This window comes from Crassaminicella profunda, from assembly GCF_019884785.1.
GTDB lineage: Bacteria > Bacillota > Clostridia > Peptostreptococcales > Thermotaleaceae > Crassaminicella > Crassaminicella profunda.
The window spans coordinates 4,276,456-4,296,860 of record NZ_CP082326.1 but is presented as its reverse complement, the minus strand read 5'-3'; the positions used below and the strand labels follow the sequence as shown (position 1 = coordinate 4,296,860).

Here is a 20,405-nt window from a genome sequence, read left to right as displayed (position 1 = left end):
GGTTTTAAAAAAAACTATTTTAAAAATCTTATTTTGCCTTATATCCACTTTTTTATTCATACAAAAAGAGCCCAATATTTATACACCAGGCCCTACCCTCTTTGATTTAACAAATTTTCTTAATATCCTTATAGTCTACCCATTTTTGTTATTTCTTTTTCTCCCTTAAGATTTTACATATTGTGCAAACAATTTGATTACAACAGGCAATACAGTAATTACTGTAATCAATCTCATTAAATGTAATAATACTACTTTAGGGGTTTGTGCTCCATAGGCTTCCGATATTAGTGCCATATCTGTAAGGCCTCCTGGGGAACAACTAAAAAGGGATGTAATTAAATCAATCCCACTAATTTTTGAAATAATAAATCCCAAAGCTACACTAAAAACCGTTAATCCTACTACTAAAATAAAGGCTGGTAAAATTAAACTTTTCAATCCATGAATCGTCTCCATAGTAAAGTTTAAACCAATCATACCGCCTACAACAATTTGTGCTATAATTTTAAAACTAGAAGGGATGGAGCCTGTTTCTGTATAAATATTAAATATTGCTACAGCAATCATGGCACCCACAAAAGCCCCTGCAGGAATTTTTAACTTTATTCCAGCAAATCCTCCAATACCCGCTACCACTAATGTATAAAAAATTTTATCCATCATCACCTCTCCTTATCTTTCAACCTAATCCTCTATTATTATCTAGCATTATATCAGATAATCCTTTTAGGTCAATTTTTAAAATTACGATAAGATTCATTATATTTTTTTATAAATCTGCATAACTCTAAAGATTCTTTTTAAAATATTATCTTTTTCTCTCAAAAAAATAAACGGTTTAGCTTTCTACTTATATCTAAAAGCTGATCCCGTTTATAATAAATCTATATTAATTGATTAAGCTATATCCATCTTTTTTTAACTCTTCTTCTCTTGTCACAAGCGCATCAATAATTAATTGAATATGTTCTGTTAAATCAACGCCTAGCTCTTCAGCACCTTTTTTAATAATATCTCTATCAACTGCTTTTGCAAAAGCTTTATCTTTCAATTTCTTTTTAACAGATTTTACTTTCAATCCTTCAAATTTATTGGGTCTTACTAAGGCTACAGCTACGATAAAGCTTGATAATTCATCAACTGCATATAAAGCTTTTGCCATTAAAGTTTCTCTAGGAGTATTAGCTGAATCAGCATGCCCCTTAACAGCAAGTACTAAATCTTCTGGATATCCCTTTTCTCTTAAAATTTCAGCTCCTTTTAAAGGGTGCTCTTCTGGATAAATTTCATAATCTACATCATGTAATAATCCACAGACTGACCAATAGGTTACATCTTCATCAAACTTTTTCCCATATCCCATCATTGCTGCTTCAACAGCTAACGCATGTTTTATCAAGCTTTGTGATTTTGTGTATTCTTCTAATAACTCAAATGCTTTTTCTCTACTAATCATGTATATTGCCCCTTTCTAACAAAAATGAATCATTTATACTTATTTAAACTTTAATACAATTCAGAATAAAATTCAACTTTTATACACTTTTTTCAAGAAAATACTTCCTTACTAAATAAAAAGAGTTGAGTGATTATGCACTCAACCCAATTAAACTGCTTATACTCTTATACCTTCTTTTCTAATAATCCCTTTTAATCCATAGATTATTGAAGGGATCAATATTAATTGAACACCTATTCCAGGAAGTCCTGTTAATATTCCTCCTTTAATAAAAAGGATTGGATTCATTTTAAGACCAAAAAATTGAGCTAAGAAAAATACTACAACTCCTGCTATAACTCTTCCTGATATCATAGCAATTATAAGAGATGGAATAACAGAAAGTCTCATCTTTCTCACAGCTAAAGAAGTCATCAATCCATAAGTCCCCAATTCAAAGGCCATAATGATTGCCATAGGAAACATAATAGGCATCCCTGTAAGGGCTCCACTAATGAGGGGAGTTATAACCCCTAAAATACATGCTAAATAAGGAGATAATACAAAACCACCTATTAAAACAGGAATATGCATAGGTAAAAATACTTTCCCCATTATTCCTACACTATGAAAAAACATAGGTAGTAAAATCCCCATAGCAAGTAATAATCCACTCAACATCAAATCCTTTGTTTTTGCATTTTGATTCATTTTTATTCCTCCTCAAAAAAATAACCATGAAAGCTTCCTTTATGGAAATACCTTCATGGTTTTATTCTTCATCATATTTATTTTACTTTAATGCACAAAAATATGGAACCCATATATAGTTATCATATTCAATATAGTCTCATATAAACATTTACTGATTCTTAACTTATTGAGAATTCATTCTCAAAACAATGATTTCATATCATTATTCATATATGTTTACATTATATCACTTTTACATGTACTATCCTAGCTCTTTTGATATAAGACTTATTTATTTCTTTTTTATACTTTCTAAAAAGCTTTGTATTCTTTCTATCAAATATATAGGATGATCTATATCTTGTGATAGTTTTTCTACTGGACACATATCTGTCTTGTCCCTATTTTTTATATATGTAGATTTTTTTTCATACTCAAATAAGATATTGGTATTTTCTAATACGCTCACAGCACTCTCTGAAATAATCTTTGTATGCAACTCTTTAATATTCCCATAGACACATAGCATGGCAGCAGCTCTTCCGATTACTCGGTCAGCTACACTGGCACCCTTAAGTTTTTCTTTCATACTAACTACAGCCGTATACATAGGTTTAATGCCTTTATCTTCACTAGAAAATATTACTTTTCCTTCTTTAACAATCACTAAAGTGAATGATTCTTTTTCTAAAACTTCCTTAGCTAATTTAATATCCTTCATAGGTTCAACTCCTAAATAGATGCATTCTTTTATAGAATATCAAATTTTAGTTACTCTGACAATGGCAAACCTCCCCTATCAGGATAGGTTACTATACTTATAAATTAACTTTTCTATATAACTCATAAATAATTTCTTTAAAGGCCTCTACTAAAAGTGGATCAAAGTGCGTACCTGTATCCTTTTTTATAATTTCCATAGCTTCACCTACAGACATTGCCTCTCTATATGCTCTATTACTAGTCAAAGCATCAAACACGTCTGCTACCGCTAAAATTCTTGCTCCATATGGAATCTGTTCTCCTTGTAAACCATCTGGGTACCCTTTTCCATCATATCGCTCATGATGATATTTTATAATATATTTAATATCTTTAAACATATGTGAAGCATCTAATATTTTGTATCCCTGATCAGGATGAGTTTTCATAATTTCATATTCTTCTTTTGTAAGTTTTCCTGGCTTATTCAATATAACTTCAGGTATGGCAATTTTCCCAATATCATGAACTAATGCAGCATTTACTAAAGTGTCTATATTTTTATATCCTACAGCCTCTCCTAAATGATATGCGTAAAAAGAAACTCTTTCTGAATGTCCTTTTGTATAGGCATCCTTTACTTCTAATGACATGACTAAAGTTTTTACAGATTCTAAATAATTGTTCTCTTGTTCTTTGATTCTTCTTTCTATTTCTTCAGAGAGTGTGTTTATACTTTTTGCAAGCCTTATCATTTCATGAGAGCCCTTTTCTTCTAAACGTTCTTTATAATTTCCTTGTGCAATAGAATTAATTTGTTTGATAATTTCTTCTATAATATTCATAAACCTATTACTAATTACAATCATAATACCTACAACACCAACTGCAACAAGTATAATATCTACTATAATTTCCTTCTCTATTTTTAGCTTTATTTTATCAAAAATAGCTATATTATAAACTATTTTAATCCAAGCGATTTTGTTATTTTCTATATCCTTTATAGGATAATACAACTCCATTAAATCCCCATCATACTTAACCGTATTTGTTCCACTATAACTATTTACTATTTGAACTTCTTTTACAAGATCAAACATAATAAATTGAGATAAATCCTCTAAAAATTTTTCATCCATAACTCTTCCTAAAAGCAATATGCCATTTGTCTGTTTATCATCCGTAATAATAGGTGCAGCGACGATTTCATATGTTCTTCCATAAACATTTAAATACTCTTGATGAATCTTTTTCTCTTGAAAGGCTTTTTTATATGTATTGGTAGCTGTAAAATCATAACCCTCCACACCTTCACCATACACTTCCACATAATTCCCATCATTTTTTTGTAAAAATACAATATCTATACAAAAGGTAGGCTGTTCATATAAATACTGTGTAATGTTTTCTTTCAACCACTCTTTATTCTCATTTTCTAAATTATACACAGCATCATCCCAATAAGCATTGTCGAATACCCGATTTTTCAATTCTTGAGAAGATTTTTTAAAATAATGGTCGATCACACTTATTCTAGCATTAGCATAAGCATCAAGAATTGTATTTTCTGAGTCTTCCATACTATGGTTTATTTGAATAATTACACCTACTACTCCCAATGTTATGATCAAAATAATTGAAATAATAATCTTTGTTTTTGTTTTCATCTAATAAGCACCTCTTTTGCTTATACTAGACATCTCCTTTATAATTTCGACATATTCTTTTAATTCCCTTCCTTTTTTGCTTGGATAGGATTTCCTATTTTTTCATCCTAGTTTAATAAAAAAAATAACACAGTATTTTTCAAACTGTATTATTCCTCATTTGATATTCCTATTGAATTACCTATACACATCTAATAGCTTATGAGAAAGTTCTATCATCCTTTGATCATTAGATGAATTAATAATCTCAATACATCCCTTTTCACTACTATTCCTTAACCATCCTCTTTCATAAAGAATATCTTTAAGATGCTGTGCCGTTCCAAGACCTCCATCAATAAGTGTAATTTTCTCTCCTAATACCTTTTTTAATGGTTCCTTTAAAAAAGGATAATGGGTACACCCTAATACAATAGAATCAACTTCTTTTATATTTAAATTTTCAAAAAGCTCTCCTATAGCATCCTCTGCTTCCTTTCCATTGATGATTCCCTGCTCTACAAGAGTTACAAGCTTTGGTGCAGGCAGTTTGATAATCTCTGCTTGATTTGTATATTGATTCATTAAATTGCTAAATTTCTCTTCTCTTAAGGTAACCTCCGTAGCTAAAACAACGATCTTACCCTTTTCATAACTCTCAACAGCTGGTTTTAGAGCTGGCTCTATTCCAATTATAGGAATATCATATCTTTTTCTAAACTCATTTACCGCAGCACTAGTAGCTGTATTACAGGCAATGACAATTGCTTTAACACCTCTATCTATAAAATAATCCCCTATTTGAAAGCAAAGCTCTTGTAATGTTTCTTTCGTTTTCTTTCCATATGGAATATTTTTTGAATCTCCATAATATATATAATCCTCTTGAGGCATTAATTTTCTCATTTCACTTAATACACTAATTCCACCCATTCCTGAATCAAATACACCAATAGGTAAAGTTTTCACGTTATTACCCTCCTAAAAGCTTATGATAAAATATTATATCATAATTGCAGATTTCTATACATGTTTGCACCAAAGATATATATCTATAAAATTTAGCTTTCTTTACTTATATTCTATGAAAATAAAGGTTATATTTCTAATCTATAGTCAACCTTGTATACGGTTTTTATTTCATTGTAACCTCCAATTTATTCCTATTATCCTATTTTTTATTCTACCACAACTAGAAAAATAAAAGTTTTATTGCAATAAATATGAATATATAGTAATCTTATGGAACATAAATAAGTAAAATTTCATTTATTTAATAAAAAAAGACAGGGGGTTGATCCTATGAAGTTAAAAGAATATCTCCTAGATAAAAGACATTTCTTTTTGTTTTATTTTATTCTAATGACTTTTATCTCTGCTGTCATCTATTTAGATCATACAGTAAAGGTAAGCATCAGCAATATCCTTTATATTCATTTCGTTTCTTTTGTCTTTCTTTGTATTTACATTATTGTTGGCTACTTATTCTATAAAAGATATTATGAAAATATTTCTGAAATCATTGAAAAACAAGATACGAATGTACTTAGTGCTCTACCTACGCCGATTAATAATGAGCAACGCTTGTATCACAATCTTCTATATAAAGCCTATCTTGAAGAGGAAGAAAAAATCAAAGCATTGCAAGAAGAAAAAAGGGATAATCTCGAATTCATTACCTCATGGGTCCACGAAGTGAAAACACCTATTGCTACAAGTAGACTTATTATTGAAAATAGTAGGGAACCTTATGATGAAGTATTAAACAGCTTAGAAGAAGAAGTAGATAAAATAGAAGCTCATGTAGAAAGAGCTCTTTATTATTCAAGAATAGATGCTTTTTCAAAGGATTATTTTATTCATGAGATCCAATTAGAAAAAGTTATAAAAGATATTATAAAAAAGAATGCAAAAACATTCATCAGCAAAGGAATAAGCTTTAAAATGGACAATATGGATGCAACTGTAACCACCGATAAAAAATGGCTTTCCTTTATCATTGATCAAATTTTATCTAATTCATTGAAATATACAGACAAAGAAGGCTCCATAAAAATATATACACAAAAAGATAAAAAAGAAAAACGTCTCATCATTGAAGATAATGGTATTGGCATTAAAAATGAAGATCTTTCAAGGGTCTTTAATAAAGGCTTTACAGGTCATATAGGTCGTGAAAACTATCAATCTACAGGAATGGGGCTTTATTTAGCAAAGAAACTTTCTAAAAAATTAGGACATGATCTTACAATTACATCTGAGTTTGGAAAATATACAAAAGTAACTATTCATTTTCCAAAGCTCATTGATTATTTTAATGTATCAAAGCTGTAATCTTTATAGGTTACAGCTTTTTTATGTGACAAAAATGTAAGTTTAATCCTTTGTTTTGTTAGGTAAATGAATGGATAGCACGTTTCATTCTATGTACAATAAAGCTATAAGTTCATGAACTTTTTAACTATAGATCTACTAAATTCATTCAGTAAAACTAAACATACAAAATAGTAATGGGGTTTTTCCTATACCTAAATTGTATACTCTCACTTAATATATTCAATCAAAAGTAGAAATCATATCAACCTATACACTAAAAAAATGGAGGTTTTTTATCAATGAAAAAATTTATTATATTGTTTGTAGTTATTGCTATTCTAATATCTGGTTTTTTATTCTTAGGACGAGCAGCCTATCCCCTAAAATACCAAAGTGAAATAAAAAAATATTCAGCTGAATATAATGTTGATCCTGCTTTAGTTGCAGCCATCATAAGAAACCAAAGTGGGTTTAAAGCCCTAGGTTATAAAAAAGGAGAAAAATCCGGGGTAATGGAAATAAGAGATTTTGCTGCAAAAAAATGGGCAAAAGAAATGGGTATGGAAAATTTTGAAGGTAAAATGCTAGCAGATCCTTCCATTAATATCCAACTAGGTACTTGGTATTTAGGAAAGTTAACAAAACAAAATGATAATATAGATACGATCATCGAAGGCTGGTGCAATCGTCATGCATCTGGTGGTATAAAACTAGATAAAGATGAAATAGATCGTTATATGGAAAACTGCAAAGATGCAAGAAATATATATAATATCCTTTATGGAATTAGTCTAAAATAAACAATAGATTTGAGAGGTTTCTTTTGAAATCTCTTCAATCTATCATTAGGAGAGGTGATATCATGACACTTTGGAAAATATCCATAAAAAACATCAAAAGAAATTTTTACAATTATTTTTTATACTTTGCTTCTATGGTATTCAGTATTATGATTTACTTTACTTTTACATCCATTCAATACAACGAACAAGTCCTCCGTAAATCTGCAGATTCCTTTAAACTCGATAATGTCATGAGTGGTTCTGCCATTATCGTTGCTATTTTTGCAGCTATTTTTATTGGGTATTCCAATTCATTCTTTACAAGAAAAAGAAAAAAAGAAATGGCACTCTATTCCTTAATGGGTGTAAAAAAAAGACAAATTGGAAAAATGCTCTTTTATGAAAATATGATCATGGGTACTTTTGCTCTTTTCATAGGAATAGCTCTTGGTAGTTTACTATCAAAAGTATTTGCAATGATTTTATTAAAACTTATGGGCTATGCTACAGATATAAGCTTTCTTCTTTCTACAAAAGCCATTTTTAATACCATTTGTATATTCTTTATCCTTTTTATCATTACATCTATTCATGGTTATTGGATCATCTATCGTTTTCAATTAATTGATCTTTTCAAATCAGAAAAGAGAAGAGAAAAAGAGCCAAAATCGTCGATCATTCTTTCTTTCCTTTCAATCCTATTGATAGGAATTGGTTATTGGTTTTCTTTTAAGATCCTTGATTTTGATTTGAAAATTGATATTTTTATAAAAATGCTCTTAACTTTAGCATTTACTATCATAGGAACATATCTTTTATTTTCTTCGTTTCTATTATTTGTTATCAAATTATCTAGAAAAGATAAAAAAAGATATTATAAAAGCATTAACATGATTGGCACTTCTCAGCTACTTTATCGTATTAAAAGTAACGGAAAAACCCTTGCTACCATTGCCATCCTTAGTGCTACCACACTAAGTGCCATTGGAGCAACTTATTCCCTTTATTACAATAACGAAAATAATGCATCCTTATCTGCACCTTTTGATTATGCTTATGTTTATCAAGATGAAACTTTAGAGAACGCAGTGGAAAAAACTCTTTTAGAATATCCTGAAAATCCATTACTGGATAAAATATCTATCCAAGCAACCCGTTTTGATGGGGAGGTTCTTCATTCTAAATATATTCCTCCTGCCCTCTTTGCTTATAATTATGATAAAAAAAAGAGTGAACACAAAGTTGCAATTCTTTCAGAAAGCACTTTTAATGAAATTGCTAAAATACACGGCATCAAAGAAAAACTCAAGCTAGATAACTTAAACCAAGTAGTAGTTATAGATGATTATTATGCTCTGTTTTCTGATAAATTTAAACTTGAAGGGAAAAACATGGAAATATCATTGAATGGTCAAAAAAAGCAACTTACCATCAACCAAATTTTACAACATTCTTTCATCAATAAAAATCTTTTAAATGGGCTCCCTGTTATTGTAAAGGATTCCCTATATGAAAAATTGGCTGCGCTTGGAGAATCTCATCGTGTCCAAGGACTGATCATTGACAATAAAAAAGATAGTGCTGATTTAACAAAAGCATTAGAAAAAATCATTCCTAAATCTGCTCGGTTTAGTTCTTTCTACGCTGTTTACAAACAGCTATTAGAAATAGATGGATTATTCATCTTCATTGGTGCCTTTTTAGGATTAGTATTTTTATTTGCTACAGGAAGTATTATTTATTTTAAACAATTAACAGAAGCACATAATGAGAAAGAACGGTATAAAATTTTAAAAAGGATTGGTGTAGAGAAGAAAGAAATTAAAGCATCTATTGCTAAACAGATGTTATTTGTATTTCTTGTACCATTAGTAGTCGGTATTGTTCATAGCTTTATGGCCTTGAAGAATCTAGGTACCCTAGGTCGATTTGAAGGTGTCAATTTATTGATTCCATTTTCATTAAGTACAGGTCTTTATGCGCTTATTTATTTTGTATTTTATATATTCACTGTGAATTCTTATTATAAAGTTATCCATTCAGAAAAATAATTTATCATTCAAATTACTTTATTCTATTTAAAAATAATTTTTAGGAGGAATCTAAATGAAAAATGTATTAACGGCTAAAAATGTAAAAAAAGTATACGGTTCAAGAGGAAACATTTATCCTGCACTAGATGATATATCTCTAGACATCAAAGAAGGGGAATTTGTAGGAATTATGGGGCCTTCTGGAGCAGGAAAAACCACCCTTTTAAATGTAATTTCTACCATCGATAGCCCTACAGGAGGAAGCATTCATATTGATGGAGATGATATTGTGAAAATGAATGAAGATAAATTATCTTCCTTTAGAAGAGACAAATTAGGATTTATTTTCCAAGATTTTAATCTTTTGGACACTTTAACGGTTAAAGAAAATATTGTACTTCCCTTAGCCCTTTCAAAAGTTTCCGTTAAAGAAATAGAAAAAAAGGTAAATACCGTATCAAATATTTTAGGCATTACAGATTTATTGAACAAATATCCTTATGAAATATCTGGCGGGCAAAAACAAAGAACAGCAGCAGCAAGAGCTATCATCCATAACCCAAAGCTAATACTTGCAGATGAACCTACAGGAGCATTAGATTCTAAATCATCATCAGAACTCCTTCAATGCTTGAGTGATTTAAATGAAAATAATCAAGCAACCATTATGATGGTCACCCATGATGCCTTTGCAGCAAGTTACTGCAAAAGAATTCTTTTTATTAAAGATGGACGACTCTTTACAGAGCTTGTAAGAGGTGGCTCTCGCAAAGAATTCTTCCAAAAGATTCTTGATGTATTAAAAACCCTTGGAGGAGATACCAATGACCTTATTTAGTATAACAACAAAGAATATCAAGAGAAACTTTTATCATTATTTTATCTATTTTGCATCTATTGTATTTAATGTAATGATTTATTACACATTTGTCTCTATGCGCTATAATAATCAGGTAGCACGCTTTGTTGAAGGGGATGAAAAAATTCTCGTTTTATTTAATTTTGCATCTATTGTCATTGCCATATTTTCATTAATCTTCATTTCTTATTCCACAAGCTTTTTCATGAAAAAAAGGAAAAAGGAAATGGCTCTTTATTCTTTATTAGGGGTGAAGAAAAAACAAATTGGCAGTATGCTTTTTTATGAAAATTTGGTAATGGGTATATTGGCTCTATTTATCGGTACGATCCTTGGAAGTATTCTTTGTAAATTTTTTATTATGATTTTAGCAAAATTCATGGGTATTTTCGGAGCAGTTGATTTTTCAATCAATTTAAAAGCCCTTTTTAGTACCATCCTTGTTTTTGGCCTATTGTTTTTTGTTACTTCTATTCATGGATATAGAATCATTTATAAGTACAAGCTCGTTGAGCTTTTTAAAGCTGAAAAGATTGGAGAAAAAGAACCAAAAACGTCTATGTTCTTAAGTATATTATCTATCATTATTTTAATAGCTGGTTATGGGATAGGTCTCAGGACAGAGGCCAGTTCTGCATCCTTTTTAATGAATATTCCTATTACCTTAGTAGCATCTATTGTTGGTACATTTATTTTCTTTTATTTCTTTTTAATTTTAGCTGTAAAAGGTTCAAAAAATAATAAAAGGAAATATTATAAAGGAATAAATATGATTAGTACTTCTAACCTTTTGTATCGTGTAAAATCTAATGCACTTACCTTCTCTATTATAGCTATTTTAAGTGCTTCTACTTTAACAGCTATAGGTACTTGCTATAGTTTTTACTATGACTTTAATAACATGTTTGATACCATGTATCCTTTTAGCTATTCTTATATAACAAATGATAAAAGTATAGATGAAAAAGTTGAAAAAATCATCTCAAAATATCCTGAAAACAAAATATTAAATACTGCTCAGGTTGAATTCATTGAAATAAATGGTAAATTCATCAATAAAAATAATACATTAAAAGATCAAAAATCTAAAACAATCTATCTTGTATCTAAAAGTAAATACAATAAACTGGCTCAAATAAAAGGTTTAGATATTGAAGCATCTTTAAAAAATGAAAGAGAGATCATTCTATTAGATCATCCTCGAACAAAATCACAAATAGCTAAAGCAAAAAAAATGATCGGTCAAACAATAGAGATATCTTTAAATAATGAAAAAGAACAACTAAAAATCAAAGAATATTTCAAATATCCTACAATGAATGATCGGTATGGTCAAACAACCTTTGTTGTAGATGATACCATTTATGAAAAATATTATATAAAGAATCATATCATTCGAGAAAAAGGATATATAATTGATAACAAAAATAATAGTCATGCATTAACAAAAGAATTGATTCGGTCCCTTCCCAATGAAGTAGATCTCATGGCTTATTATGCAGATACACAAGGAATATTAAAATTTATGGGGATGATTCTATTTGTGGGTATTTTCTTAGGTTTAGTCTTTTTAATTGCTACCGGTAGTATTATTTATTTTAAGCAATTAACTGAAGCACATGAAAACCGCCAAAAATATACCATCTTAAAGAAAATAGGCGTTCACAAAAAAGAAATAAAGCGTTCCATCGCAAAACAAGTATTAATGATCTTTTTAGCACCCTTAGCAATAGGTATAAGCCATAGCATAGTCGCTCTACTGATTTTAGGAAGATTATTTAATACAACTTTATGGATTCCAACTTTACTGACTATTCTTCCATATACTATGATCTATTTTGTATATTATATACTCACCGTAAATTCTTATAATAAAATTGCAAACCTATAGACGGTAATTCCTATCAGCCTACCTTACAAAAATGTAAGGTACGGTTTTTGTTTTGTAAGCTAAATCAATGGATAATATGATAAAATTTATTTAAAATAGAAGTATATAATATGAAATTTATGGAGGGATGAGCTATGAAAAAAAAGATGATTTTTACACTTTTAATGGTTATGAGCATGGGAATTATGAGAGGAAGTTTTGATTTAATAGTAAAATCCGATACCATTGTAGAATCCTTGTCACGTTTCTTTCTTTCATAATATAAAAGACCTTTTTAAAGCTTTATAAGCATTACACAATAAAATATTATTTCATGAAAACACAAATATTATGATCTATACAATATAAATTCTAACATTAGATATGAAGATGCATACTAAAAAAGGTATATTCCATTAAATATGGATCTTATATGTCTACACTAGGAGGTGAAATGATGAAAAAAATAGTTGTTTTGATACTAATCCTTACAATAGGTATGAGTATAGCAGGCTGTGGAAAAAAAGATTCTCAAGCTTCACTAAGTGACTTAAAAGCTATGCCCGAGTTTAGTTTAAAAGATATAAATGATCAAGATGTATCTAACAAAATCTTTGAAGATAAAAAATTTACTCTAGTAAATATATGGTCAACTGGATGAGGTGGCTGTATAGATGAAATGCCTGCGTTGCAGGCAATATATACAGAAATGCAGGAAAAAGGGATCAATGTGTTAGGAATTGTTGCTGATGGCATGGGTAATGATGTAGGTGCCTTGCAAATTTTGAAAAAAACAAATGTTACATTTACAAATATTATTCCCGATGAACAATTCATGAATGATTTTGTAAATAAAACAAATGTTGTTCCTGTATCTCTTCTTGTAAATAGCAAAGGTGAAATCGTAGGAGAATTAATAGTAGGTTCTCAACCAAAGGAAGAATTTGAAAAAATTATTGAACAAGCTTTGAAAAACATAAAATAACCCTACCCACCGAAAGGAGTTCCCTATGTTAAAAAAACTAGTAGTTACTTTACTAATTGGTACAATAGCTTTCACTGCTATAGGCTGTGGAAAAACAGAAACAAAAGAAACTGAAAAAACAAACGCCACAGCAGAAATAGAACAACAAAAGGCCACAGAAGAAAATATTTCTGAACCTTTTAAATTAGATGATCTTGGTATTAGCTTCGTTATGCCGAAAAAATGGGACGACAATGAAAATATGGATGGTTTAGTTTTAGCCGCAACACCAGGAGAGCTTTTTTATGGTGGACTACAAATCTTCTTTGTTCCAAATGAAGCACTAAATCAAATAAAAGATATCACAAAGGATGGTAAACAACCTACAGAAAAAGAAATGCAAGCATTCTTTGATGCAGAAAAGCCTTTAATCCATTTTAATATCTATAAAAAAGAATTAATTGGAAAAAAATCCATCGAATCCTTATCTAATCTTAAAAATAATATTCTTTTAGGAGAGCAGGAAGGACTTGTATATTATCTATCTTATCCAAATAAAGAAGAGATGAAAAGTCTATCTCCTGAATCAAAAAAAATATATGATTCATTATATGAAGAAATCGGAAAGTTAAAAGCAAGTGTAAAACTATTCAAACCTATATTCAAAGAAGATGCTCTTAAATCTCATAAAACCTTTCCAACCTTTAAAACAAAAGATATCAACGGAAAGGATATCAGCAGTACTATTTTTAAAGAAAGTAAGCTAACCATGATTAACATATGGGGAACCTTCTGCAGTCCTTGTATTAATGAAATGCCTGATTTACAAGAACTTTATGAAGAAGTAAAGAAAGAAAATATCAACGTCATAGGTATCATTGGAGATGCAAAAGGGAATGAAAAAATAGCAAAAGATATTATTGCTAAAACAAAGGTTACTTACTTAAATATCCTGCCAAACCCAGTTATTCAAAATGAATTTTTAAAAGATGTATCTGCTTACCCAACAAGTATTTTTGTTGATGGAAAAGGTAATATAGTAGGGAAACCAATCATCGGAGCAAAAAGCAAAGATGACTATAAAAAAGCCATCATGGAAACTTTAAAAGATTTGTCAAAATAATATAGGTACATAACTTTGTGCTTTAGCATCATTCCTTATAGAAAAGACCTGCAAATGGTTCCTCCCCATTGCAGGTCTTTTGTTTATTGTGCATTATAATCAGTAAGTCCATCTCCTAAATTTAATTTTTCAATAACCTTCTGATGAATATTGTTTGATAGTTCCATAATTGTATCATCTATCTTAAAATCATTTTTCTCCATGGCATCTACATACTCTTTGATTACCTCTGCCGTAATGGAACCTTCATTGTCAGAAATCAAATCTCTATAGTTCTTTAAAATTTTATCATTTAATTGATTTGTCTCAGGGTCTAATAATGGCATATTTTTTGAGCCATTCATAAAGGCTCCAATATACATCATATATAAATTGGCCACTTCATTTCTCATTGCACTGTCTGGATATTTTCTTAAATAGCTTTCCGCTTGCAATGTTCTATTTCCTAAGACTTTCCAAGATATATTCACAACGTTTCCATTCCATGTAAACTGGTCTGACTCTCTAGATACAATCTCTATATATGCTCTCATTTCATCAGATACGTAAGGTTGATATTTCTTTAAATATCCATAATCTATCATTGGATAAAAAGAACCTTCTAAGGTAACAAATTTGTATCCACCCTTAATCATCTCCACCACAAGAGCTTTTAAATCTTCATCTTCTATAGACTCAACCTTTCGTTTATTAAATTTGTATCCGAATATTTTATGCAACTGGTTTTGTTTGACTAAATCATCTTCCATTAAAATTTCTGTATATTCATTTTTGTATTGCTTCTGTATTTTTTCTAAACCTTGAATTATTTCATCTGCATTTTCTTCAGATAATTCCAATATATTTTTATCTATAAATGCAAGAACTTCATAAGGCTTTCCCTTTGTAAGCAAATCATTATATTGAATCATGATTTTTTCTTCATCTTCTTTAGATAATTTTTTCTCCTCTTGAGGTGTCTGGTCTTTTTGTATAGGTTTTTCTACCTCTTCATTCATTTCCTTATTTTTATTTATTTCATCAGATGGGTTGTTTTCCGTGTCTGTACATCCACCTAATATAAGCACTACTGCTAAAATACATATCAACCATTTTTTCATAGTCATCTTCCCTTCATGCTCTTTTTATTGCTACTCGTTATTGACTCCTAGTAAAAACTTTTCCTATATAATTTTACTATAGTTCTCATTGGAAATTGTTACAAAATAGTTACAACATCATTACATGTCTATATCCCTCATCATCAATTTTTTTTCTATTTTATATATGATCTTAACCTGCTCTTCATCCATATAATCCTTTTTTAAATCCTTTATCTTATCTAATAGAAGACCCATATGATTTTCTATATTTTCTTTCTGAATTTCCTCTACCTTCAAGGAACTTTTCTCAAATTTTTTTCTAAATTTATTTAATTGATTAATTATATGCTCAAGCTCTTTAAGGTTTACTACTCGAGGATTTTTAAATTGATCGTTCATCCTATCCATTAATTTTTCTAATTCACTTTGGCTTTCAAATAATGCACCCATATAATCACTTGATTCATCTATGAGATGCTCATCATCCTCTAACAAAATATTAAATTGATTGGACAAGCTCTCATCCATATCATACATATTTTCATAATCATTCAAAGAATGACTTAAATCTCTTATAGATTTTCTCATCTGTTTAAAGATATATACAATACTCATGATTCCCATTCCCATGATCATTAAACTACTTGTAAATATTTTTTTTATCATATCCTTTGCAGGTTTATAAATTTTTTCTTCTTCTATAATTCCTATTATTTTCCATCCTGTTGGTTTATTGATCTTATAGGTAATATAATAATCTACATTATTTTCATTAACTGTAAAATTACCAGATTTTTTATCAAGTAGGTTACCCCTCCAAGCCTTTTCAATTATTTTATCAAATCTTCTATTTTTCATATCCCTAGATATAAAATAATACTCTTTCCCATCTTGCGCAATCACAAAAGCATGTCCCTGCTTAAAGGCTTTAAAGTTTTCAATTTTATTAGATAATTCATCTAAAAAAAAATCTATTGCCATAACGCCCTTTAATTCATCACTTTCATCTCTTACTATTCTAGAGATAGTAACAATAGGCTTTTTTGTTGTAGCATCTAAATAAGGTTTCGTCCATGCAATTCTCCCTTTTGCTGCTATTGCCCCCATATACCAAGGTCTCTTTGTAGCAGTCCATTCTGTATTGGCTAATGCTTCTGATGTATCAGGCCAAGTAATAAGTTTTTTGTTTCCTAAAATAATTTTATTTGGCGCAAAATAAGCAAAAGCAGTAGCAGCATAAGACTGCTGAAAAGATTTAAAAAGCTGCATAGTTTGTAGATAATACTTATTAGGATCATCTGAAACCTTCTGTACCATTTCATTTTTAGAAAACATTTGTAAAGCATTTTCAAAGGTAGAAAAAAATTCAGAAACAGAATCATCTAATTGAACAATAGAATCATCAAAAGATTCAACGTATTGTTTTTTTAATATTCTCGAATAATCAATATAAAAGGTTCCTATCAAAGAAGCTGCTACAACAAATAATAATATGAACCACAATATATACTTTTCATGCCCCTTATGCATAATCAGCCTCCTATTTTTTTCTTTTTATTAGTTCTCTACTTCTGGTAGACATCCTAAGTTTACTACTTTCTATATTTTATCCTTATACTAACATATTAAAAAGAAAAGTAAATCCCCTTATTAAACTTTAGCCTTACACATCTATATTGTATAATAGTAAGATAAGATTAAATAAAATTGGAGACTTTACTATGAAGTTAAGTATAAAGAAAAAAATCATTTTTCCCTTATTATTTTTAATGATTATGCCAATTATTGTTTTGAGTATCCTTTCTTATTGGAATCATAGCAAAACAATGATTAGTCATAAAAGCATGTCTATGAATAACACCCTAAACGATCTATTGATTTTAATAGAACATACTGAAAAAAATAATCAACCCAAAGAATTTTTACTAGATTATATAAAATCATTAGATAAAGAAAATATGTTTATCGTGGAAGGAACTGAATTTTTATATAATAGCATTTCAGACAAAAATATTTCTGCAAAAAAAATTTTGAAAAGTATTTGGAATGATGAAGATGTATCCTCTAGATATCTTCTTCATTATCGTGTCTATTCTCAATGGAATTGGAAAATTGGGTTCTTATTAGATCTACAAACAATACCTAATAAAAATTATAGTATTAGCATATATGTCCTTTTACTCATTACCCTATGTATTTTCTTTTCATTAGCAGCCATCATCTTAATTACACATAATATTGCAAAGCCTATTGATATTCTTTTAAACGGGTATAATGATATGCTCAGTGGTAATTTCAAAAAAGAAATAAATATTGAAAGGAAAGATGAATTAGGGCTCTTAGGTCATGCTTTTAATGAGATGAAAAATGAAATCGCTCATCGAACAAATGAATTTATTCAAATGAAACATTTTAATGAAGATTTATTAAGAAGCATTTCAACAGGAATTATTACCACAAATATACAAGGTCATGTTATAAAATATAACAATGCAGCTGTTACCATTATAGAAAAAGCACTCCAATTAGGAGATAACCATCCAAGAATTATTAAAGTATTACTGAAACAAATCACCCATACTTTAAAAACAAAAACAACCATCAATCAAGTAGAAACCTTTCAAAATCAAAAAAAAGGTAAAAATATTTATTTAGATATTACCACTTCCCTAATGAAAAATAATGACGGAGAAAATATAGGAGTAATTTGTAGCTTTAATGATATTAGCAAGAGAAAAAGAATTGAGGAAAAAATTGATCGCATTAATCGCTTAACATCTCTAGGACAATTAACAGCCGCTCTAGCCCATGAAATTAGAAATCCTCTTTCAGGAATGAAAATGAGTGCTCAAGTATTAAAAAAGCGATTGTCTTCATATCTTCGTCCATCAGATGAAAAATTATTTGATGCAACCATCCATGAAATTGACCGTTTAAATGAATTAATAACAGATTTATTAGATTTTTCAAAGCCTAATCTACCGAGATTTCAAATTGTTAATGTTTATGAAATATTAGAAAATGCTCTTCTTTTTTCTAAAAAAAATATTCAGCAGAAAAATATACACATTTTAAAAGAGTTTGAAGAAAACATAGTATTTTCCTACTTTGACAAAAATCAATTGGCTCAAATATTTTTAAATATCATTGCAAATGCTCTATGGGCAATAAATGATGGAGGCACCTTAAAAATTAAAATTAATTCTTCTCTAGAAAGAGAAAAAGATTTTTTATGTATTATTTTTGAAGATAATGGTTGCGGTATGCATAAAGAAGAACTCCATAAAATATTTGACCCCTTTTATACCAAAAATGAAAATGGTACGGGTCTAGGTCTTTGTGTTGTCCATAAATTACTTACTTCAAATAATGGTGAAATCGAAATAACAAGCCAATTAAATATAGGAACAAGAGTAACTTTATATATACCTTTGTATAGGGGAGATAAAAATGAATAAAAAAGTATTGATCATTGATGATGAAGAAATTATTCGACTATCCTTAGAGGAAGGACTACTAGATTTTCATTATGATGTGGCAACAGCCAAGGATGGAAAAGAAGCTATTCATAAAGTATATAGCTTTCGTCCTGATGTGATTCTTTTGGATATGAAATTAAAAAACGAAAATGGCCTAGATATTGCTAAAAACATTAAAAATATTGATGACTATGCTGAAATTATTATTATGACTGCCTATGCCGATATTAAAACAGCCATAACAGCCATTAAGCTTGGGGCAATAGATTATCTAAAAAAACCCTTGGACCTAGAAGAAATTAATCTATCTATTTCAAAAGCTATCAAAAATCAATCTATGAAAAAAAAGCTTAAACTTTATCAGGAAAAAGAAGCAAAAGAACATTATGAATTCATTGGAGAACATCCAATTATGCAAGACACCTTAAAAAAGATGGATATATTAGCAAAAAACGATTCCGTCACAGTACTTATTCGGGGTGAAACAGGAACAGGAAAAGAAATTGTATCTTCTTATATCCATCAAAATAGCTCCAGAAAAGATTCCCTCATGCTCAGTGTTAATTGCGCCGCTATCCCTAGTCAATTATTAGAAAGTGAATTGTTTGGATTCGAAAAAAATGCCTTTACAGGTGCTAATTCCAGTAAAAAAGGACTTTTAGAACTTGCTGACGGTGGAACATTATTTTTAGATGAATTAGGAGAAATCCCCTTGGATATTCAAACAAAGCTATTACGATTTTTGGAAACAAAAAACTTCAAAAGGATTGGCGGACTAGAATCTATTGAAGTAAATCTTCGAATCATTGGCGCAACAAATAAAAATCTTGAAGAAGCCATCATAAAAAAAGAGTTTAGAGAAGATTTATATTATCGGTTAAATGTAGTCCCTATTGTCATCCCTCCATTAAGAGAAAGGGGCTCAGATATATTAAAAATTGCAAAGTTTTTCTTGAATATCTATGCAAATCGTTTTCGAAAAAACTTTGTAGGATTTTCTGAAAAAGCAAAACAACAGCTTTTAAACTATCATTGGCCTGGCAATGTCCGAGAATTAAAAAATGTAATAGAAAGAATGGTTATATTAAACGATACAAAAATTTTGGATATACAACATCTTCCCATAGAACTAAGAAATACCATTTCAAAAAATCCATTTACTACACCAAATGATCTAATAGCAGAAGGTTTTTCTTTAGAAAAAAACATCTCAGAAATTGAAAAAAGTTATATCAAAAAAGCACTAGATCAAGCAAATGGAAATCATACAAATGCTGCAAAACTTTTAGGCATTTCTAGATTTGCTTTAAAAAGAAGACTTGAAAAGTATTTTGAATAAGTGTGCGAATTCGAACTCTTTGTTCGTTTTCGCACACTTATTTGTGCGGAATCAAACATGTCATCATTTGCTG

The 20,405-nt window shown here is 29.4% G+C and carries 19 protein-coding genes; 11 read left to right on the top strand and 8 right to left on the bottom strand.

Translation table 11 applies throughout. The annotated features are described in order from the left end of the window. Nucleotides 1-165: 165 nt before the first annotated feature. From K7H06_RS19770 to murI, 6 genes are all read right to left on the bottom strand, one after another. The gene (locus K7H06_RS19770; RefSeq protein WP_223037715.1) at nucleotides 166-663 is read right to left on the bottom strand and encodes an AbrB family transcriptional regulator; all 498 of its coding nucleotides are present in this window, start codon (nucleotides 661-663) and stop codon (nucleotides 166-168) included. Nucleotides 664-892: 229 nt separating this feature from the next. After that, nucleotides 893-1,459 carry an HDIG domain-containing metalloprotein gene (locus tag K7H06_RS19765; protein ID WP_223037714.1) on the bottom strand — a complete coding sequence of 189 codons (567 nt, stop codon included), beginning with the start codon at nucleotides 1,457-1,459 and terminating at the stop codon, nucleotides 893-895. Nucleotides 1,460-1,618: 159 nt separating this feature from the next. Beyond that, entirely contained in the window at nucleotides 1,619-2,152 is a 534-nt protein-coding gene (locus K7H06_RS19760) for an ECF transporter S component (protein ID WP_223037713.1), read from the bottom strand. A gap of 274 nt (nucleotides 2,153-2,426) precedes the next feature. After that, the gene (locus K7H06_RS19755) at nucleotides 2,427-2,855 is read right to left on the bottom strand and encodes a DUF1893 domain-containing protein (RefSeq protein ID WP_223037712.1); all 429 of its coding nucleotides are present in this window, start codon (nucleotides 2,853-2,855) and stop codon (nucleotides 2,427-2,429) included. Nucleotides 2,856-2,952: 97 nt separating this feature from the next. Next, the gene (locus K7H06_RS19750; RefSeq protein ID WP_223037711.1) at nucleotides 2,953-4,506 is read right to left on the bottom strand and encodes an HD domain-containing phosphohydrolase; all 1,554 of its coding nucleotides are present in this window, start codon (nucleotides 4,504-4,506) and stop codon (nucleotides 2,953-2,955) included. Between the two features lie 177 nt (nucleotides 4,507-4,683). Next, nucleotides 4,684-5,454, bottom strand: a complete 771-nt coding sequence (gene murI, locus K7H06_RS19745) for a glutamate racemase (RefSeq protein WP_246637585.1) — start codon at nucleotides 5,452-5,454, stop codon at nucleotides 4,684-4,686. A 333-nt stretch (nucleotides 5,455-5,787) separates the two neighbouring features. Between murI and K7H06_RS19740 the strand changes: the two genes are divergently transcribed. The 9 genes from K7H06_RS19740 to K7H06_RS19705 all read left to right on the top strand — a co-directional run bounded on the left by K7H06_RS19740 (nucleotide 5,788) and on the right by K7H06_RS19705 (nucleotide 14,432). After that, nucleotides 5,788-6,819: a sensor histidine kinase gene (locus K7H06_RS19740; RefSeq protein WP_223037710.1), complete on the top strand. Its 1,032-nt coding sequence runs from the start codon at nucleotides 5,788-5,790 to the stop codon at nucleotides 6,817-6,819. A 281-nt stretch (nucleotides 6,820-7,100) separates the two neighbouring features. After that, nucleotides 7,101-7,601 carry a transglycosylase SLT domain-containing protein gene (locus K7H06_RS19735; protein ID WP_223037709.1) on the top strand — a complete coding sequence of 167 codons (501 nt, stop codon included), beginning with the start codon at nucleotides 7,101-7,103 and terminating at the stop codon, nucleotides 7,599-7,601. 62 nt (nucleotides 7,602-7,663) lie between these two features. Beyond that, on the top strand, nucleotides 7,664-9,634 hold the full coding sequence (locus K7H06_RS19730) for an ABC transporter permease (protein ID WP_223037708.1): 1,971 nt from the start codon (nucleotides 7,664-7,666) through the stop codon (nucleotides 9,632-9,634). 55 nt (nucleotides 9,635-9,689) lie between these two features. Next, nucleotides 9,690-10,454, top strand: a complete 765-nt coding sequence (locus K7H06_RS19725; protein WP_223037707.1) for an ABC transporter ATP-binding protein — start codon at nucleotides 9,690-9,692, stop codon at nucleotides 10,452-10,454. Then, the gene (locus K7H06_RS19720) at nucleotides 10,441-12,366 is read left to right on the top strand and encodes an ABC transporter permease (protein ID WP_223037706.1); all 1,926 of its coding nucleotides are present in this window, start codon (nucleotides 10,441-10,443) and stop codon (nucleotides 12,364-12,366) included. The genes K7H06_RS19725 and K7H06_RS19720 overlap by 14 nt, the downstream gene beginning before the upstream one ends. A gap of 134 nt (nucleotides 12,367-12,500) precedes the next feature. Beyond that, nucleotides 12,501-12,626, top strand: coding sequence for a hypothetical protein (locus tag K7H06_RS21465; protein WP_281426022.1), 126 nt, complete (start codon nucleotides 12,501-12,503; stop codon nucleotides 12,624-12,626). Between the two features lie 176 nt (nucleotides 12,627-12,802). After that, on the top strand, nucleotides 12,803-13,006 hold the full coding sequence (locus K7H06_RS19715) for a hypothetical protein (protein ID WP_223037705.1): 204 nt from the start codon (nucleotides 12,803-12,805) through the stop codon (nucleotides 13,004-13,006). Between the two features lie 18 nt (nucleotides 13,007-13,024). After that, a complete protein-coding gene (locus K7H06_RS19710) occupies nucleotides 13,025-13,330 on the top strand; it encodes a peroxiredoxin family protein (RefSeq protein WP_223037704.1) in 306 nt (101 codons plus the stop codon). A gap of 25 nt (nucleotides 13,331-13,355) precedes the next feature. Continuing rightward, nucleotides 13,356-14,432, top strand: a complete 1,077-nt coding sequence (locus tag K7H06_RS19705) for a TlpA family protein disulfide reductase (RefSeq protein WP_223037703.1) — start codon at nucleotides 13,356-13,358, stop codon at nucleotides 14,430-14,432. A gap of 83 nt (nucleotides 14,433-14,515) precedes the next feature. On the opposite strand, the gene K7H06_RS19700 is transcribed toward K7H06_RS19705, so the two are convergent. Both K7H06_RS19700 and K7H06_RS19695 read right to left on the bottom strand, forming a co-directional pair. Next, entirely contained in the window at nucleotides 14,516-15,532 is a 1,017-nt protein-coding gene (locus tag K7H06_RS19700) for a protein kinase family protein (protein WP_223037702.1), read from the bottom strand. 120 nt (nucleotides 15,533-15,652) lie between these two features. Beyond that, nucleotides 15,653-17,044, bottom strand: a complete 1,392-nt coding sequence (locus tag K7H06_RS19695) for a cache domain-containing protein (RefSeq protein WP_223037701.1) — start codon at nucleotides 17,042-17,044, stop codon at nucleotides 15,653-15,655. Nucleotides 17,045-17,235: 191 nt separating this feature from the next. On the opposite strand from K7H06_RS19695, the gene K7H06_RS19690 reads away from it, so the two are divergent. After that, nucleotides 17,236-18,972 (top strand): sensor histidine kinase, encoded by a 1,737-nt coding sequence (locus K7H06_RS19690; RefSeq protein WP_223037700.1) that lies wholly within the window; start codon nucleotides 17,236-17,238, stop codon nucleotides 18,970-18,972. Then, the gene (locus tag K7H06_RS19685; protein WP_223037699.1) at nucleotides 18,965-20,332 is read left to right on the top strand and encodes a sigma-54-dependent transcriptional regulator; all 1,368 of its coding nucleotides are present in this window, start codon (nucleotides 18,965-18,967) and stop codon (nucleotides 20,330-20,332) included. The genes K7H06_RS19690 and K7H06_RS19685 overlap by 8 nt, the downstream gene beginning before the upstream one ends. The last annotated feature ends 73 nt before the right edge of the window (nucleotides 20,333-20,405 follow it).

Coding starts and splice junctions, on each gene's coding strand:
- K7H06_RS19725 (WP_223037707.1), top strand. CDS start 9,690: ATGAAAAATGTATTAACGGCTAAAAATGTAAAAAAAGTATACGGTTCA.
- K7H06_RS19735 (WP_223037709.1), top strand. CDS start 7,101: ATGAAAAAATTTATTATATTGTTTGTAGTTATTGCTATTCTAATATCT.
- K7H06_RS19715 (WP_223037705.1), top strand. CDS start 12,803: ATGAAAAAAATAGTTGTTTTGATACTAATCCTTACAATAGGTATGAGT.
- K7H06_RS19770 (WP_223037715.1), bottom strand. CDS start 663: ATGGATAAAATTTTTTATACATTAGTGGTAGCGGGTATTGGAGGATTT.
- K7H06_RS19760 (WP_223037713.1), bottom strand. CDS start 2,152: ATGAATCAAAATGCAAAAACAAAGGATTTGATGTTGAGTGGATTATTA.
- K7H06_RS19685 (WP_223037699.1), top strand. CDS start 18,965: ATGAATAAAAAAGTATTGATCATTGATGATGAAGAAATTATTCGACTA.
- K7H06_RS19720 (WP_223037706.1), top strand. CDS start 10,441: ATGACCTTATTTAGTATAACAACAAAGAATATCAAGAGAAACTTTTAT.
- K7H06_RS19695 (WP_223037701.1), bottom strand. CDS start 17,044: ATGCATAAGGGGCATGAAAAGTATATATTGTGGTTCATATTATTATTT.
- K7H06_RS19740 (WP_223037710.1), top strand. CDS start 5,788: ATGAAGTTAAAAGAATATCTCCTAGATAAAAGACATTTCTTTTTGTTT.
- K7H06_RS19755 (WP_223037712.1), bottom strand. CDS start 2,855: ATGAAGGATATTAAATTAGCTAAGGAAGTTTTAGAAAAAGAATCATTC.
- K7H06_RS19710 (WP_223037704.1), top strand. CDS start 13,025: ATGCCTGCGTTGCAGGCAATATATACAGAAATGCAGGAAAAAGGGATC.
- K7H06_RS21465 (WP_281426022.1), top strand. CDS start 12,501: ATGAAAAAAAAGATGATTTTTACACTTTTAATGGTTATGAGCATGGGA.
- K7H06_RS19700 (WP_223037702.1), bottom strand. CDS start 15,532: ATGAAAAAATGGTTGATATGTATTTTAGCAGTAGTGCTTATATTAGGT.
- K7H06_RS19705 (WP_223037703.1), top strand. CDS start 13,356: ATGTTAAAAAAACTAGTAGTTACTTTACTAATTGGTACAATAGCTTTC.
- K7H06_RS19690 (WP_223037700.1), top strand. CDS start 17,236: ATGAAGTTAAGTATAAAGAAAAAAATCATTTTTCCCTTATTATTTTTA.
- K7H06_RS19750 (WP_223037711.1), bottom strand. CDS start 4,506: ATGAAAACAAAAACAAAGATTATTATTTCAATTATTTTGATCATAACA.
- K7H06_RS19765 (WP_223037714.1), bottom strand. CDS start 1,459: ATGATTAGTAGAGAAAAAGCATTTGAGTTATTAGAAGAATACACAAAA.
- K7H06_RS19730 (WP_223037708.1), top strand. CDS start 7,664: ATGACACTTTGGAAAATATCCATAAAAAACATCAAAAGAAATTTTTAC.